The 14,983-nt window shown below is 76.6% G+C and carries 11 protein-coding genes and 2 pseudogenes; 6 read left to right on the top strand and 7 right to left on the bottom strand.

All coding sequences use genetic code 11. The features are described 5' to 3' along the window. Positions 1–70: 70 nt before the first annotated feature. Positions 71–832, bottom strand: coding sequence for an SDR family NAD(P)-dependent oxidoreductase (locus ACYVGT_RS17250; protein WP_460859509.1), 762 nt, complete (start codon positions 830–832; stop codon positions 71–73). Positions 833–1,048: 216 nt separating this feature from the next. On the opposite strand from ACYVGT_RS17250, the gene casG reads away from it, so the two are divergent. Continuing rightward, positions 1,049–2,689, top strand: coding sequence for a steroid-24-oyl-CoA synthetase (casG, locus tag ACYVGT_RS17255; protein ID WP_460859511.1), 1,641 nt, complete (start codon positions 1,049–1,051; stop codon positions 2,687–2,689). A 654-nt stretch (positions 2,690–3,343) separates the two neighbouring features. Here casG and ACYVGT_RS17260 read toward each other — a convergent pair. The 5 genes from ACYVGT_RS17260 to ACYVGT_RS17280 all read right to left on the bottom strand — a co-directional run bounded on the left by ACYVGT_RS17260 (position 3,344) and on the right by ACYVGT_RS17280 (position 9,554). Further along, positions 3,344–3,973, bottom strand: coding sequence for a PaaI family thioesterase (locus ACYVGT_RS17260; RefSeq protein WP_460859513.1), 630 nt, complete (start codon positions 3,971–3,973; stop codon positions 3,344–3,346). Continuing rightward, positions 3,970–4,872: a MaoC/PaaZ C-terminal domain-containing protein gene (locus tag ACYVGT_RS17265; RefSeq protein ID WP_460859516.1), complete on the bottom strand. Its 903-nt coding sequence runs from the start codon at positions 4,870–4,872 to the stop codon at positions 3,970–3,972. The genes ACYVGT_RS17260 and ACYVGT_RS17265 overlap by 4 nt, the downstream gene beginning before the upstream one ends. Beyond that, positions 4,869–7,193 carry an acyl-CoA dehydrogenase family protein gene (locus ACYVGT_RS17270; protein ID WP_460859518.1) on the bottom strand — a complete coding sequence of 775 codons (2,325 nt, stop codon included), beginning with the start codon at positions 7,191–7,193 and terminating at the stop codon, positions 4,869–4,871. Before ACYVGT_RS17270 ends, ACYVGT_RS17265 begins: the two co-directional genes overlap by 4 nt. Before the next feature lies 1 nt (position 7,194). Beyond that, positions 7,195–8,355: a steroid 3-ketoacyl-CoA thiolase gene (locus ACYVGT_RS17275; RefSeq protein ID WP_460859520.1), complete on the bottom strand. Its 1,161-nt coding sequence runs from the start codon at positions 8,353–8,355 to the stop codon at positions 7,195–7,197. Between the two features lie 368 nt (positions 8,356–8,723). Further along, complete coding sequence (locus ACYVGT_RS17280; RefSeq protein WP_460859523.1) at positions 8,724–9,554, bottom strand: SDR family NAD(P)-dependent oxidoreductase; 831 nt, start codon at positions 9,552–9,554, stop codon at positions 8,724–8,726. Positions 9,555–9,818: 264 nt separating this feature from the next. Here ACYVGT_RS17280 and ACYVGT_RS17285 point away from each other — a divergent pair, with 264 nt between their 5' ends. From ACYVGT_RS17285 to ACYVGT_RS17295, 3 genes and pseudogenes are all read left to right on the top strand, one after another. Next, on the top strand, positions 9,819–10,442 hold the full coding sequence (locus tag ACYVGT_RS17285; RefSeq protein WP_460859527.1) for a TetR family transcriptional regulator: 624 nt from the start codon (positions 9,819–9,821) through the stop codon (positions 10,440–10,442). 127 nt (positions 10,443–10,569) lie between these two features. Next, positions 10,570–11,004 (top strand): annotated as a pseudogene (locus ACYVGT_RS17290) (transposase family protein); the annotation flags it as partial. A 667-nt stretch (positions 11,005–11,671) separates the two neighbouring features. After that, positions 11,672–12,199, top strand: a pseudogene (locus tag ACYVGT_RS17295) (IS982 family transposase); the annotation flags it as partial. Between the two features lie 30 nt (positions 12,200–12,229). Here ACYVGT_RS17295 and ACYVGT_RS17300 read toward each other — a convergent pair. Next, entirely contained in the window at positions 12,230–13,048 is an 819-nt protein-coding gene (locus tag ACYVGT_RS17300; RefSeq protein WP_460859529.1) for an IclR family transcriptional regulator, read from the bottom strand. A gap of 338 nt (positions 13,049–13,386) precedes the next feature. Between ACYVGT_RS17300 and ACYVGT_RS17305 the strand changes: the two genes are divergently transcribed. Continuing rightward, positions 13,387–14,244, top strand: coding sequence for a TIGR03619 family F420-dependent LLM class oxidoreductase (locus ACYVGT_RS17305; RefSeq protein ID WP_460859531.1), 858 nt, complete (start codon positions 13,387–13,389; stop codon positions 14,242–14,244). A gap of 65 nt (positions 14,245–14,309) precedes the next feature. Beyond that, on the top strand, positions 14,310–14,837 hold the full coding sequence (locus ACYVGT_RS17310; protein ID WP_460859534.1) for a nuclear transport factor 2 family protein: 528 nt from the start codon (positions 14,310–14,312) through the stop codon (positions 14,835–14,837). The last annotated feature ends 146 nt before the right edge of the window (positions 14,838–14,983 follow it).

Raw genomic sequence — 14,983 nt, forward strand, 5'->3', positions numbered from 1 at the left:
AGGGATGCGGTGCGGGCTGCGGGGGCGGCGCCCCGGCCGCGCCGCACTCCGGCCGGGACCGCGGTGCCGCCTATCCGAAGAACGCCTGCCCGCCGTCGAGCGGCACGGTGGCGCCGGTCAGATAGCGCAGGTCGGGGCCTGCGAGCGCGACGACGGCGCGGCCGATGTCGGCTTCGCAGTCGCCGACCCGCCCCAGCGGGATGGACCGCACGAACTCCGCCGCCTCCTCCGGGTTGGCCTCGGTCCATGCGGCGAGGCCCGGGGAGAGCGCGTGCGGCGCGATGGCGTTGGCGCGGATCCCGTCCCGCCCCCATTCGGCGGCCGCGGTGCGGGTGAGCGAGCGCAGCGCCTGCTTGGCGGCGGCGTAGGCGCCGAAGGTCGAGGGGTCCCAGCGGACCATCGCGGAGGTGACGACGTTGACGATGGAGCCGCCGCCGCGCGCCTTCAAATGTGGGTGGCACGCCTTCATGAGGGCGAACGCGGCGAACGGCGCGGTGCGGAAGCCGCGCTGGAAGTCGTCGTCGCTCATCGACAGCAGCGGGCCGTAGGCGCCGGTGTAGGCGTTGTTGACGAGGACGTCGATGCCGCCCAGGCGCTCTGCGGCCCGGTCTGCGAGCGCCCCTGCGGCGGCGGTGTCGGCCACGTCGGCGGGGAACGGCTCGGCCGTGCCGCCGCGGGCGCGGATCAGCGCGCAGGTGTCGGTGAGCTTCGCCGCGGTCCGGCCGGCGACCGCCACCGCGGCGCCCTCGGACGCCAGCGCGAGTGCGATACCGCGCCCCACCCCCTGCCCCGCTCCGGTCACCAGCGCGACCGTGCCCGCCATGCTGCCCATGCACCTCTCCCGTCCCCGCTGCCGTCGCGTTCCGCCGGCCCGGCCGGCCCGGCCAGGGTGCGGCGGCGCCCGGCGCGCCGCACGTCCCGTCCCGCTGACCGGAAGCGCGGGCGGCTTCGCATCCCGTTGACCGGAATCCGGTGCCGGTCCGCCGGGAGCGGCGCATCAGGCTGTGATCCAGACGACATCCGGCCACTCGGCAGGAGGACGCCGATCATGAGCACCACCGACCCCCTCTCCGCCGATCCCCTGGCCGCGCTGACCGGTCCCGGCGGCAGGTTCGAACTCGCCGAGGAGGACGCCCGCGGTGTCCGGATGCCGGTCTTCCGCCACCGCGCGCGCTCCCTGCCGGAGCTGCTGGAGGCATCGGCCGGCTACGGCGCGCACGACTACCTGGTGACGGCCGAGCGCCGGATCTCCTTCGCCGAGCACCGCGACCGGGTGGCGGCGCTCGCCGCCGGGCTGCGCACGGAGTACGGGGTCGGCCGCGGCGACCGGATCGGGATCGCCGCGGCCAACTCGCCGGAGTGGATCACCGCGTTCTGGGCGGCGGTGGCGCTCGGCGGCATCGCGGTGGGCTACAACGCGTGGTGGTCCAGGCGCGAGCTGGCGCACGGCACGGAGCTGACCGGGCCGTCGGTGATCGTGGCCGACGCGCGGCGGGCGGAGCTGCTGGCGGACTCCCCCGTCCCGGTGGTCTCCACCGAAGGCGGGATCGCTGCGCTGGCCGCGGCCTATGCGGGGGCGGAGCTGCCGGCGGAGCGGCCGGAGGAGGACGATCCGGCGGTCATCCTCTTCACCAGCGGCACCTCCGGCCGGCCCAAGGGCGCCGTCCACTCGCACCGCAGCCTCTGCTCGGTCGTCGAGTACCACCGGCTGGGCGAGGCGGCCGCGACGGCGATGGGCCACCCGGTCGCGCCGCGCGACCGCCGCTACCTTCTCACCCTGCCGCTGTTCCACATCGCCAGCCTGCACAACCTCGCGGTGCCCCGGCTGGCCACCGGCAGCACGGCCGTGCTGCACGAGGGCGCCTTCGACGTCGACCGGGTGCTCGCGCTGGTGGAGCAGGAAGGCGTGACGAACTGGGGCGCGGTGCCGACGCAGGCGCACCGGCTGCTCGAGCACGGCGGCACCGGGCGGTACGACCTGTCCTCGCTCACCTCGTTCACGCTGGCCTCGGCCCCGTCGTCACCGGCGTTCAAGCAGCGGGTCCGGGAGATGCTGCCGGGCGCCGGTGCTGCCCTGGTGGACAGTTACGGCTCGACCGAGACGGCGACGGCGCTGACCGCGGCCTCGCCGGCCGACCTCGCCGAGGCGCCCGGCACGCTGGGCCGCCCGGTCGCCGGGGTGCAGCTGGAGGTCCGCGGCCCGGACGGGCGCACCCTGCCGGAGGGCGCCGAGGGGGAGGTGTGCGCCCGCAGCGCCTACAACATGCTCGGGTACTGGCGCGATCCGGAGTCGACGCGCGCCGCCGTCGACGCCGACGGCTGGCTGCGCACCGGCGACCTGGGCGTGCTGGAGGGCGGCCGGCTGCGGCTGTCCAGCCGCCGCTCGGACCTGATCATCCGCGGCGGCGAGAACGTCTACCCGGCCGAGGTCGAGGCGGTGCTGGCCGAGCACCCGGACGTGGCCGAATGCGCGGTCTTCGGCGCCGACCACGCCGACCTCGGCCAGCAGGTCGCCGCCGTGGTCGTGGCCCGGCCGCCGGCGGTGCCCGCCGAGGAGGAGCTGCGTGCCTTCGCCGCGGACCGCCTGGCCTACTTCAAGGTCCCCTCCCGGTGGCGGATCACCACCGACCCGCTCCCCCGCAACGCCACCGGCAAGGTCATCCGCACCGCGGTCCGCGCGCTGGGATGACGGCAGGCGGGCCCGGCTGCCCGGGTGGGCCGTGCCGCATACGGCCGGCCTGCACACGTCGGCGGGTACGCACCGGAGCGCCGCGGGACGCCGGCCGCCGGCGGTGCCGCGGCGGCAGCACACCGCCCGGACCACTGCCGCGGGCGGCCCGGCGCGCATGCTCCGGCCGCCCGAGCCGGACCGGGCGCCGGCTCAACTGCCGCGGCACGCCTCTGCGGCGACGCCGGTCCTCGGCTGCGAGGTCCGCTCAAGCGCCGCACCGCTCTCGCGGCCGGCTGCCCCGGACTCGGCGGGGCACCCGCTACTGCACTGCACTGCGCCACCGGGCACCGGTGCGCCCTCCGCGACGCCCGCCGCTGGTAGGAGCCCGCCGTCCCGGCGGCGAGCGCCGCGGCATGCAGATCGACGGATGCGGTCCTGGGCACCGCATCGACTGCCCCGGCGGACGTCCGAGAAGCCGTGCCGCGCCCCGCGCCAGACGGACGCCCCGCGGCTGCCCGGCCCGTTCCCGCGCAGCACGACGCGCGGGCAGGGCATCCGGACGGCTATCCGGTCCCCGGGGGGGGCACCGGAGCCGCCCGCCCCCGCCCCCTCCCTGTCCGCGCCGCAAGGCGGGCAGCAGGCAGTGGGCAGCGGGGACGGGCAGCGCAGCCGTCAGCGCGGGCGCGCGAGATGCTTGGCGATGAAGAGGCCCTCGGCCGAGACGCAGTCTCCGTCCGGACCGGCGATCGTTCCCCGCGTGCGGATCCGGCGGCCGTCGACCGCGGTCTGCTCGGCGGTGATGCGGAGCGGGGTGAACAGCGGCGTCGGGCGGTGGTAGCGGAGCGTGAGCTCGGCGGTCATCCCTGACGTTCCGGCCCAGTGGTTGGCCACACCCAGCGTGTGGTCGAGCAGCAGCGCCGCGATTCCGCCGTGCACGTGGCCGGGCGGCCCCTGGTAGGGCAGGCCGAGCGTGACCGTTCCGGTGACCGGGCCGCCCGGTTCGCCGGTCAGGGCGAGCGGCGGGGCGAGGGCGTTCTCCGGTCCGGTGACCGGGTCGTGGCGGGTGATGCCCGCGCCCGCCCACATGGCGACGAGGCGCTCCTCGCGGCCGGGCGCGCCGGCGTCCAGGCCGTCGGCGAGCGCGTGCAGTTGCGCGGCGGTCCCGTGCAGGTCGGCGCCTGATCCGTCGCCGGCCTGCAGCAGGGAGGCGACCACCCTGCGCGCGGCCGCCACTGCGGCGTCCAGGCCGTCCGGGCGCGGCGCGGCGCTGAGCACCTCGGGCTGCTCCCCGGCGACGGTCACTGCGCCACCTCCGCGGTCGCGCGGGTCAGCACCGGAGCGCCGTCCCGCTCGGGGCAGGAGGCGTGCAGCAGGAGCCGGTCTCCGTCCCGCCACACGTCGGTCCGGATGGTCTCGCCCGGGGCCAGCGTCCCGGAGAACCGCGCGGTGAGCGCGCGGAGCCGGTCCGGATCGCCGTCCAGCAGCCGGTCGACCACGGACTTCGCCACCAGCCCGTAGGAGCACAGGCCGTGCAGGATGGGGCGGTCGAAGCCTGCTGCGCGCGCGAAGCCGGGGTCGGCGTGCAGCGGGTTGAGGTCCCCGTTGAGCCGGTACAGCAGAGCCTGGTCAGGCGATGTCGGGGCCTCCAGCACCGCGTCCGGCGCACGATCCGGCGGACCGGTCTGCGCGCGCGGGCCGGGGGCGCCGCCGAAGCCGCCTTCGCCGCGGGCCCAGATCTGCGAGCGGGCGGTCCACAGCGGCGAGCCGTCCGGGCCGGCGGCGGTGGTCTCCCGGACGATCACCGCCGCCTTGCCGCGGTCCGCCACGTCAACGACGCGGGCGCTGAGCTCGGCGGTTCCGGATGCGGGCAGCGGCCGGTGCACGCGCAGTTCCTGGCCGGCGTGCAGGACGCGGGAGAGGCCGACGTCGATCCCGGGCAGCCGCATGCGGGGCGGACCGGCCTCTGCGCCCCCGCCGGCCGGAGCGCCGGTCCCGTCCCCCGCGGAGGGGCCGCTGCCGGCGACCATGGCGAAGGTCGGGAGCACGCGCAGCCCGGCCTCGTAGGTGTAGTGCAGTTCCGGGCCCGCGGAGCCCGCCCCCGCGCCGAGGGAGAGGTGGTACAGCAGCACGTCGCGGACGGTCCAGGCGATGGTGCTGGTGGCGGGCGGCGCGGCCAGCGCCGCATCGCGGTCGATGGTCATCGCGGTCCTCCGGTGGCGGCGGGTGCGGCGGGGCGGGCCGCCGGCGGCTCCGGGTCCCGGGGCAGGCCGAGCAGCCGCTCGCCGATGATGTTCAGCTGGACCTCAGTGGTGCCGCCGGCGATCGACAGGCAGCGGGTGTTGAGGAACTTCCAGGTCGGCTCGCCCCGCCCGAACCCGGTGTGCAGCGCGGCCGGCCCCAGCCAGGCCACGGCGGTCTCGGCTGCCTCCTGCTGGTGCTCCACGCCGAGGAGTTTGGCGACCGAGGACTCCGCGCCCGGCTGCCCGCCCTGCAGGGAGCGCAGGGTCTGGCGCAGTCCGAGCAGCGCGCACGCCTGCGCGTCGGCGAGGAGCCGGCCGAGTTCGGCGGCGCGTCCGCCGCCGGGGTCCCGGCCGGCCAGCTCCAGCAGGAGTTCGCCGCCCTCCCCGGGTGCGGAGTCGTGGGAGAGGGCCACCCGCTCGTTGGCGAGCGTGGTTCGGGCGAGCTTCCAGCCGTCGCCCGGAGCGCCGACCAGGAGCGCGTCGGGCACCGTGACGCCGTCCAGGAACACCTCGTTGAACAGCGCGTCGCCGGTCAGTTCGCGCAGCGGCCGCACGGTGACGCCGGGGCTGTCCATCGGCAGCAGGAAGCAGGACAGGCCGCGGTGCTTGGGTGCGTCCGGGTCGGTGCGGGCCAGGAGGATGCCGTAGTCGGCCTCGGCTGCCATCGACGTCCACACCTTCTGCCCGGTGATCCGCCAGCCGCCCTCGACCCGCTCGGCGCGGGTGGACAGGGCCGCGAGGTCGGAGCCGGCGCCCGGCTCGGAGAACAGCTGGCACCAGGTGACCTCGCCGCGCAGCGTCGGCGGCAGGAAGCGGTCGCGCTGGGCGGCGTCGCCGTGCGCGATGAGGGCCGGCACCACCCAGTTGCCGATCACCATGTCCGGCGGGTGCACATCCGCGGCGCGCAGGTCGCCGGCGATGGCGAGCTGCTCGGCGGCGTCGGCGCCGCGCCCCCACGGCCGGGGCAGGTGCGGCGCGGCGTAGCCGCGCTCGGCGAGGAAGGCGGCCCGGTCCGGCGCGGGGAGCGCGGCGGCCTCGGCGAGCTCGGCCCGCACCGCAGCGCGGTCCTGGACGGCTCCGGGCGGCAGCTCGACGCCGATCGTCCGGCGCACGCCGTCCAGCGACAGCTGGGCGGTCCGGCGGTGCCAGTCGGCCGCGGGGCCGGTGAGCAGCCGGGCCGACTGCGCCCGGCGCAGGTACAGGCCGGCGTCGTGCTCCCAGGTGAAGCCGATCCCGCCGAGCACCTGGATGCAGTCCTTCGCGGTGCTGAGCGCAGCCTCGACGGCGGTCCCGGCGGCTACGGCAGCGGCCAGCGCCGCCTCGCCCGGCGCACCGGCCAGCACCGCGCCGTCGGCGGCATCGCGGGCGCGCGCGGCGTCCCACGCGCACGCGCGGGCCGCCTCGGCTCGGGCGAGCATCCGCGCGCAGCGGTGCTTCACCCCCTGGAATGCTCCGATCGGGCGGCCGAACTGGACGCGGACCCGCGCGTAGTCGGCGGCGGTCGCGGTGCACCAGTCGGCGATGCCGGACGCTTCGGCGGCGGCGAGCACGGCTGCGACGTCGGCGGGCCGGTCGCCCGGCAGGGCGAGGATGTCGCCGGCCGGCACCCGCGCCTGCGGCACGGCCACCGCGGCGAGCCGCCGGGTCGGATCGAGGCTGGGCAGCTCTTCGGCGATGACGCTCGTTCCCGGAAGCACGGCCCAGACCGCTCCGTCCGGGGTCTGGACGGGCAGCACCAGCACGTCGGCGAGGTGTCCGGCCGGGACCGGCAGCGCCGTGCCGGAGACGCGCAGCCCCCCGTCCGGATCGGGTACCCCGGTGAGTCCGCCGGCGGCGGCGCCGGCGTCCGCGGCCCCGGCACGGCCGAGCGTCGCGAGGGTGCCGACGGAGGTACCCTCCGCCAGCCCCTGCAGATGGGTGCGGTGGCCGGCCTCCTGCAGGACCGCGGAGGCCGCCATCGTCGGCAGCGCGGGCCCGGGGGCCAGGAAGCGGCCGAGGCCTTCGGCGACGACGGCCGCCTCCAGCAGGCCGAACCCGGAGCCGCCGCTGTCCTCGGACAGGTGCAGCCCGAGCAGGCCCTGGCCGGCCAGTGCGGTCCAGAACTCCGGCAGCTGCTCGGCCTCCGCATCCACGGCGGCCCGGACCCGCCCGGCGGTGATGTGCCGCTGGGCGAACGCCGCGACGGAGTCCCGCAGTGCACGGTGCTCGTCGCTCAGTCCGAGGGTCCCGGGGGCCGTCGCGCTGCGGGCGGACGCCGGGCGGTCGGATCCTTCTCGCGTCATCTCACATCCGTTCGATGATGGTGGCGGTGGCGTGCGCCCCGCCGGCGCACATCGTGACCAGCGCGGTCGACAGGTCGGCGCGCTCAAGCTCGTGCACGGCCTGGGTGATCAGCCGGGCCCCCGTGGCGCCCACGGCGTGGCCGAGCGCGATGGCGCCGCCGTTCACGTTGACCCGGTCCATGTCGGCGCCGTGCGCGGACGCCCACGACAGCACCACGGACGCGAACGCCTCGTTGACCTCGACCAGGTCGATGTCGCTGAGCGCCATCCCGGCCCGGTCCAGCACGTGCGCGGTCGCCTCGACGGGCCCGTCGAGGTGGAAGTAGGGGTCGGAGCCGACCATCCCCGAAGCGACGATCCGGGCCCGCGGCCGGAGGCCCTCGGCCGCGGCGCGCTCCCGGCTCATCAGCAGCACGGCCGCCGCTCCATCGCTGATCTGGGAGATCGTGCCCGGGGTGTGCACGCCGTCCGGCACCACGGGTCGGAGCCGGGCGAGCGCGTCCGCGGAGGTGGCGCGGAGTCCCTCGTCCCGGGTGACCTCGGCGGCGGCACCGGTCGGGCCGTGCTCTCCCATGACCGGGGCCGTGACCCCGATGATCTGCGCGTCGAACCGGCCCGCGTCCCACGCAGCGGCGGCCTTGTGCTGGGAGGCGGCGCCGAACGCGTCGGTGTCGGCCCGGGTGATTCCGCGGCGCTGTGCGATCCGCTCGGCCGCGGTGAACTGGTCCGGCAGGTCGATGGTCCAGCCGTCCGGGCGCGGGCTTCCGGTCCCGGGCGCGAGGGCGGCGCCCAGCGGCACCCGGCTCATGGCCTCGACGCCGCAGCCGATGCCGGCGTCGACGGCGCCGGCGGCGATGAGGCCGGCCACCAGGTGCACGGCCTGCTGCGATGAGCCGCACGCGCAGTCCACCGAGGTGCAGGCGGTGGCGGCGGGCAGCCCGGCGTGCAGCCAGGCCGCGCGGGTGACGTTGTTGGACTGCTCACCGGCCTGCGTCACGCAGCCGCCGACCACCTGGCCGACCCGCGCGGGGTCGAGGCCGGCGCGGTCGAGGACGCCGCGCTGGGCGCAGCCGAGCAGCTCGGCCGGGTGCAGGCCGGCGAGGACCCCGCCGCGCTTGCCGACCGGGGTGCGCCCGGCCTCCACGATGACCGCTTCCGACATCGGCGCTCCCAACGTTGCTGCGGGGCGGCCGGCCGGATCCGGGGAACCCGGCGGCGGCCGACCGCGCCCGAACTAGAATTCGTTATCGTCCACCCAACACCGGACGCACCGAGGAGTGCAGCACGGCGCCCGTTGAGTGGGACCCGGGGCCGGCGCGGCGCAAAGAGGCTCCCGGCCGTGCGGCCCCGCCCGGCGGCGCCCCGTGCGCGCTGCGCGCCCTCGGGGAGCGCGCGCCGAGCGCAGGAGCGGAAGGCCGGGGCGCCGGCGGCACTGCACGGACTGGACGCGGCCGGCCCTGCCGCGCGCCCCGGCCTCCGCGGAACTCCGGCGGCGGTGCGGCGCAGCGCGCCCCACCCCGGCTGGCGCCCTCAGCCCTCCGCACCTGCCTGGCCGGATCCGGACGGCGGCGGGAGCAGGCGCTGCGATGCCTCGTGGGCGCGCAGGGCCAGGGCGGCGCGGTCGGGGCCGCTGCGCTTCTCCGCCGCGGGCCCGTTGCCGGCCGCCACCCAGACCGGGCCGTCGGCCAGGTGCTCCAGGCCCTCGCGGGCCACGTCGGCGGGGTCGGCCGCGGACACGCCCGGAGCATCGAAGTCGAGGCCGGCCCGTTCCATGGCCGGCGTCCGGGTGACACCCAGGACCAGCTCGCAGACGTCGACGCCGTGCTCGCGCAGCTCCAGCCAGAGCCCCTCCGCGAAGACCCGGGAGAACGCCTTCGCTGCCGAGTAGACGCTGATCTGCGCCTGCCCGAGGTAGCCGGCCAGCGATCCGACCAGGAGGATGCCGCCCTTGCCGCGCTCCTTCAGCAGCGCGCCGAAGTGGCGGGTGAGCGCCAGTTGCGCGGTGATGGTGAGGTCGACGACGCCGCGCACCCGGTCCATGTCGCCGGAGACGAACTCGTGGCCGTAGGTGTTGGCGCCCGCGTTGAAGATGAGGAGCCCGACGTCGAGGTCGTCCGTCGCGGCGCGGATCTGTGCGAGCGCGTCGTCGGCCAGCAGGTCGAGCTCGAGGGTGCGGACGCTGCCGCCCCGGGCGCGCAGCTCCTCGGCCACCTCGTGCAGCGGGCCGGGTTTGCGGGCGATGAGCACCACCCCGATCCCCGCGTCCGCGAGCAGCCGGGCGAAGGCGGCGCCCACGCCCTCGGAACCGCCCGCAACCACCGCCCACGGACCGTAGTGCGCTCTGTCGACACTGCCAGGCATCGCTGCCACCCTCCCGGATCGGCGGTCCGCCTGCGGGCGCGGCGGACCGCCGCGCCCGCAGGCGGAAGTTGGCGGAAACGGTAGGAGGCGGCCGGCTGCTGCGTCCCGCGCCCGTCCCGCTCACCGGGCCGGGCCGCACCCGCACCGGCCTGGCCCGCCCGGAACCGCCGCGGCGCCGATCCTGGTGAGCGGTACGGTGTGCGGGACGGCGCCGCGGGTGTCCGGCACACTCGGCGGGCACAGCGGATCGATCGAGGGGGGCGCGTGCCCAGAATCGGGGAGGCCCGGCCGGCGGCGGTGCCCGGCTCTCAGGAGCAGCAGGAGCGCCGCAGCCGGATCCTGCGCGCCGCGGCCGGCCTTGCGGCCGAGCGGGGGCTCGACCGGGTGCAGATGCACGACGTGGCCAAGGCGGGCGGCGTCGCGATCGCCACCCTCTACCGCTACTTCCCGTCCAAGACGCACCTGTTCACCGGGGTGATGGCCGACCAGGTCGCCCAGATGGAGGAGCAGGCGCGCCCGCCGCGCTCGGGCGAGGACCCCGTCGCGGCGGTGGATGCGCTGCTGCTGCACTCCACCCGCCGGCTGCTGCGCCGCCCGCTGCTGGCCGCCGCGATGATGCAGTCCAACCTGCACGCCCACGCCGCGACCGTCGACGAGGCCGTGCGGATCGACTCCATGATGCACACTGCGGTGTTCCGCACCCTGGGGCTGGAGGCGCCGACCGCCCGGGACGCCCGGCTGGTGAGCATCCTCATCGAGGCGTGGTACGGCATGCTCAGCTCGGCGCTCAACGGCCGCGTCTCGCTCGCCGACGCCGAGGTGGAGATCCGCCTGGCGTGCGAGCTGCTGCTCGCCGCGCGCTCAAACGCGCCGGGCGGCGCCGACTAGGGCGTGTGTTGGGTGGACACCTGCCCTGCTGCGCGGCGCCCTGGCACCCACCACACACGCCCTAGATCGTTGATGGGAAATTTCTGAAGCTGCTGCGGGCACGACGAAGGGCGTCCAGGATCGGTGTGTGAAGACTGACCTAGACGCCCTTCTGACAGCACTCTACGTCCACCTGGACGATGTTGTGCTCCCTTCAGCGAACCAGCCCCGCCGACCGGGCCGGCCCTGCCTGCTCACCAACGCCGAACTGATCTGCGTCGCCGTGGCACAGGCTCTGCTGCGCCACGACTCCGAGCGGCACTGGATGCGCGCCGCGCCGGCCCGGATCGGCCACCTCTTCCCCCGACTGCCCGGCCAGTCCGAGTACAACCGCCACCTGCGCAGGGCGGCCCCGGACCTACTCAGAGCCATCGTGTGGCTGGCCCGGGCCGTCCCCACCTGGTGGGAGCAGCTGCGATTGATGGACGGAACCCCGCTGCGGTGCGGCGCCTCCCGGGTCACGGCCCACCGCTCCGCCCTGGGCGAGATGGCCGGATACGGCGTGGACAAGTCCCATCACGCCTCTAGCGGGGCCCTGCAGGAAGGCCCTCGCCCGCGCGGAAGCCGGGAGACCCGCGCCCATCGGCCGCGCGAACCCCAGTGCCCCTGCCGGCACCGGGCTGTCCGGAGCAGCGCACGGGGGTCCGGACGCCTGGAACCGCGGCTGCGGCGGTTCGCGCCCCCTGGCCGGCTGCGGAGGGACCGGCGCGAACGCCACCCCGGATCAGCTCACCGGGCGGCCGTCGCAGCGCAAGCACCGGGGATGCCCGCCGCGGCCACCGCTGCGCCCGCCCCCGCCCGCTCAGGCGTAGTTCCGATCGGGTGCGGCGCCCTCCCCGCTCCGGATCGCGGCTCGGGGGACGGTCCCGCCGACGATCGCGGCTCGCTTGCCGCGGCGGCGGCCGCCCGGTTGCGCCTGAGCAGGCGGGCGGAGCGTTGCGCGGGGGCCGCCCTCGCGAACCCGCGGGTCGACCGCCGTTCCGCTGGCATACGGGCCGGGAGAAGGCCGCTGCGGCCCCGCGGCGCGGGCGGGGATGACCCCCGCCCCGTCGGCATCGCACAGCGCGAGCGGTGCGCTGGCCGGGCCGCACCGTGGTGGAGCCGCTACGGAGGACCACTCCTGCGCCGGCGGCGGTGCGGCTGCGCCGCGAATAAACCCGCCGCCTGCGGAAGGAGGCCCCGACCCGCAGGCGGCGGCGATGCATCGGGGCCGGGCCCGGCCCGCCTGGCACGACCGGTTGCGGCTCATGGACGGCCCCCCTGCGCTGCGGCGCTTCCCAAGTAGCGGTGAGCCGCTCCGGGCTGGGCGAGATCGCCGGCTACGGACGCGATGCCTCCCACCACGCCTCCTCCTGGGGGCCACACTCATGCTGGTCACCACCGCCGACGGCGCGGTCTGCGCGCTCTCCCCGGCCCACCGCAGAGAGCTGGGCGAACGCACCACCCAGGCCCTGCACTTGCTCCACGTCCAGCCGTGCGCTCCGGAGCCGCGCGCGATCGGGCGCGGCCAGGGCTGCGCCGGAGCCGGGATCGAGAAGTCTGCGACGGACCGGGGACACCTGCTCATCCGGCCCCCGCGCTCAGAGGAGCCCCGAGAGCCGGTGAAGGTGTTCCCGGGCTGGCTGCGCCAGAGGATCTGCGCGCTCAACGCGGCGATCCGGCACAACTGGCCGGTGGGCGCCCCGGCCGAGCGGCCGCTGCTCGCCTACGACCACTGACCAGGACACCCAGCAACCCCCATCAACGGTCTAGGCCGCGGTCCGGACCCGCCGGCGGGAACGGTGCCGTGCTGCCTGGGGGAACAGCGCGTCCTCGATACGGCGTGCGGCGTCGAAGACGAGCGGCCCCGCCGCCTCGACCGGCCCCCTGGCCGGTCCGGCCGCGGAAACCGCTCCGGCCGGACCGTCCGGGCCGCGCACGGCGGCGGCGACGCAGGCGGTGCCGGGGGCGTACTCGCCCCACTCGAAGGCGAGGCCCCGGCGGCGGATGCGGTGCAGTTCCTGATGGAGGGTGCCCAGGTCGCCGACGGTGCGCGGGGTGGCCCGGGGCAGGCGGTCGCCGAGGACGGCCTCCACCTCCTCCGGTTCGAGCCGCGCCAGGACCGCCTTGCCCAGGGCGGTGGCGTGCGCCGGGGCCCGGCCGCCGACGCGCGACGGGACTGTGCCGGCCCCGCGCCCGCCGATCCGGTCCAGGTAGTGCACCTCTCCGCCGGCCAGCACCGCCAGGTGGACGACCATCCCGGTGGCCACCTGGAGGTCGTGCAGCAGCGGAGCGGCGGCAGCGCGCAGGGCGCCGTCCGCCCGCGCGCGCCCGCCGAGGTCGAAGGCGCGGCTGCCCAGCGTGTACCCGGCACCGGTGGCGCGGAGCCAGCCGACCGCGACGAGCTGGCCGACGATGCGGTGCACCGTCGACCGGGGCAGCCGGGTGCGGCGCGCGATGTCCTCCAGCGGGAGCCGGACGGTGCGGGGTTCGAAGGCGTCGAGGATCAGCGTCATCCGCTCGACCATCGACGGCGGCGCGGCAGGGCACGGGGCGGGGGCTCGGCCAGGGGCGGTGGACACGGTCACGGGCTCTCCCTCGGTCCGCGGACGGCGGCCTTGCGCGGCGCGGCGGCTCGGCAGGGCCGCCGCACCGCCGCGGCTCCAGTGGAGCACAGCGGGGCCGTACTGAAATGAATTTCAGTGTGTCGGACAAGGTAGCAACCGCCCCCGATCCGCGAAAGCCCCCTTCTGCCCATCGGTTTCTCTGATCATGGAATCCCGGGCGCCCCCGCACCCCTGTCCCGACTGAACATCCGTTCCACCGCCGTTCCACCCACCGGGACCACCGCACGCCGGCCACCGCTGCCGGGTTAGACGTGGGGGATCCGCCCGACCGGGCGGGACCGCCGGCGGAAGGGCGAGGCATGAGAGTCGGAATCGCGAGCCCGGTGGTGACCCGGGTCCCCGGGGCGCACTCGGAATGGGAGCACGCCGCCGGGATCGAGGAGCTCGGCGCGATCGCCGAAGCAGCGGACCGGCTGGGATTGCACCACCTGACCTGCAGCGAGCACGTGGCCGTGCCAGAGGGCGAAGCCGAGCGGCGCGGCGCCGTCTACTGGGATCCGCTGGCCGTGTTCGGCTACCTTGCGGCGCGGACCAGCCGGATCCGGCTGGCCACCCAGGTCCTCGTGCTGGGCTACCACCACCCGCTGGAGATCGCCAAGCGCTACGGGACCTTGGACCGCGTCTCCGGCGGCCGGCTGGTGCTCGGCCTGGGCGTGGGCAGCCTGGAGGAGGAGTTCACGCTGCTCGGCGCCGAGTTCGCCGGCCGCGGAGCGCGGGCGGACGACGCGCTCGCCGCGCTGCGCTCCGGCCTGTCCGAGCGCACACCGGAGCACCACGGCCCGCACTACGACTACGCCGGAATGGTGGTGGAGCCGCACGCCGTGCAGGAGCGGGTGCCGCTGTGGATCGGCGGGCGGACCCGCCGGTCGCTGCGGCGCGCGCTGGAGCACGGCGACGGCTGGGTGCCGTTCGGGCTCTCTGCGGCAGAGCTCTCGGAGATGCTCGGCGGCATTGAACCGCCGCCGGGTTTCGAGGTCGTCCTCGCCCCCGGGCGCCCACTGGACCCGGGCGGCGACCCCTCGGGCGCGGAGTCGGCCCTCGGAAGGCTGCGGGAGGCGGGCGCGACGCTGGCCGGCGTCCGGATCGACTCCCGCTCGGCGGAGCACTTCTGCGACCAGCTCGGCGCCCTCGCCGAGGTCGCGGACAAGGTCGGCTGAGTCCGCCGCCCTTCTCTCCTTGCTCACCCCCTCACCCACGCCGAACGAGACAGCTGCGAGGAACCATGACGCCTGACACCGACGCACGGCTCGCCGCGCTGGAAGAGCGCGTGCGGGACCTGGAGGACCGGCAGGAGATCGCCCGGCTGATCGCCGGCTACGGCCCGCTCGTCGACGGCGGGCACGCCGCGGCCGCCGCGGAGTGCTGGGAACCGGACGGGGTCTACCAGGTCGAGGACTGGGAGATGGCGGGCCGCGGCGCGATCGGGGCGATGGTCGCCGGAGATGCCCACCAGGGGTGGATCCGCGGCGGCTGCGCCCACGTCCTCGGCCCGCCGCACATCACGCTGGCCGGCGACGAGGCGGTGGCGGTCGGCCATTCGCTCATGCTGCTGCACTCCGGCGGCGGGTTCACCGTGCGCCGCGCGACGGCCAACCGCTGGCTGCTCCGGCGCGGCTCTGCCGGCTGGCGGGTGGTCCGCCGGACCGGCCGGATTCTGGACGGCGCGGCGGCGGCCCGCGCCCTCCTCATCCTGCCGGAGCCCGCTGCCGGATCCGCAGCTCGCACCGGCACCGACGCCGACGGCGGCTGACCAGTCCGCCCCTCCCGCCGCCCGGATCGCTTCCGCCCGGGGCTGCCGACCGCTCCGGCCCTGTCCGGCACCCGTGCACACCCCGCCCCTGCCCGGTCGGCGTGCCCGCTGCATGCCGCCGCCGTCCCCGCAGTTCCCAGCAACCC

Source organism: Nocardiopsis coralliicola, from assembly GCF_054779695.1.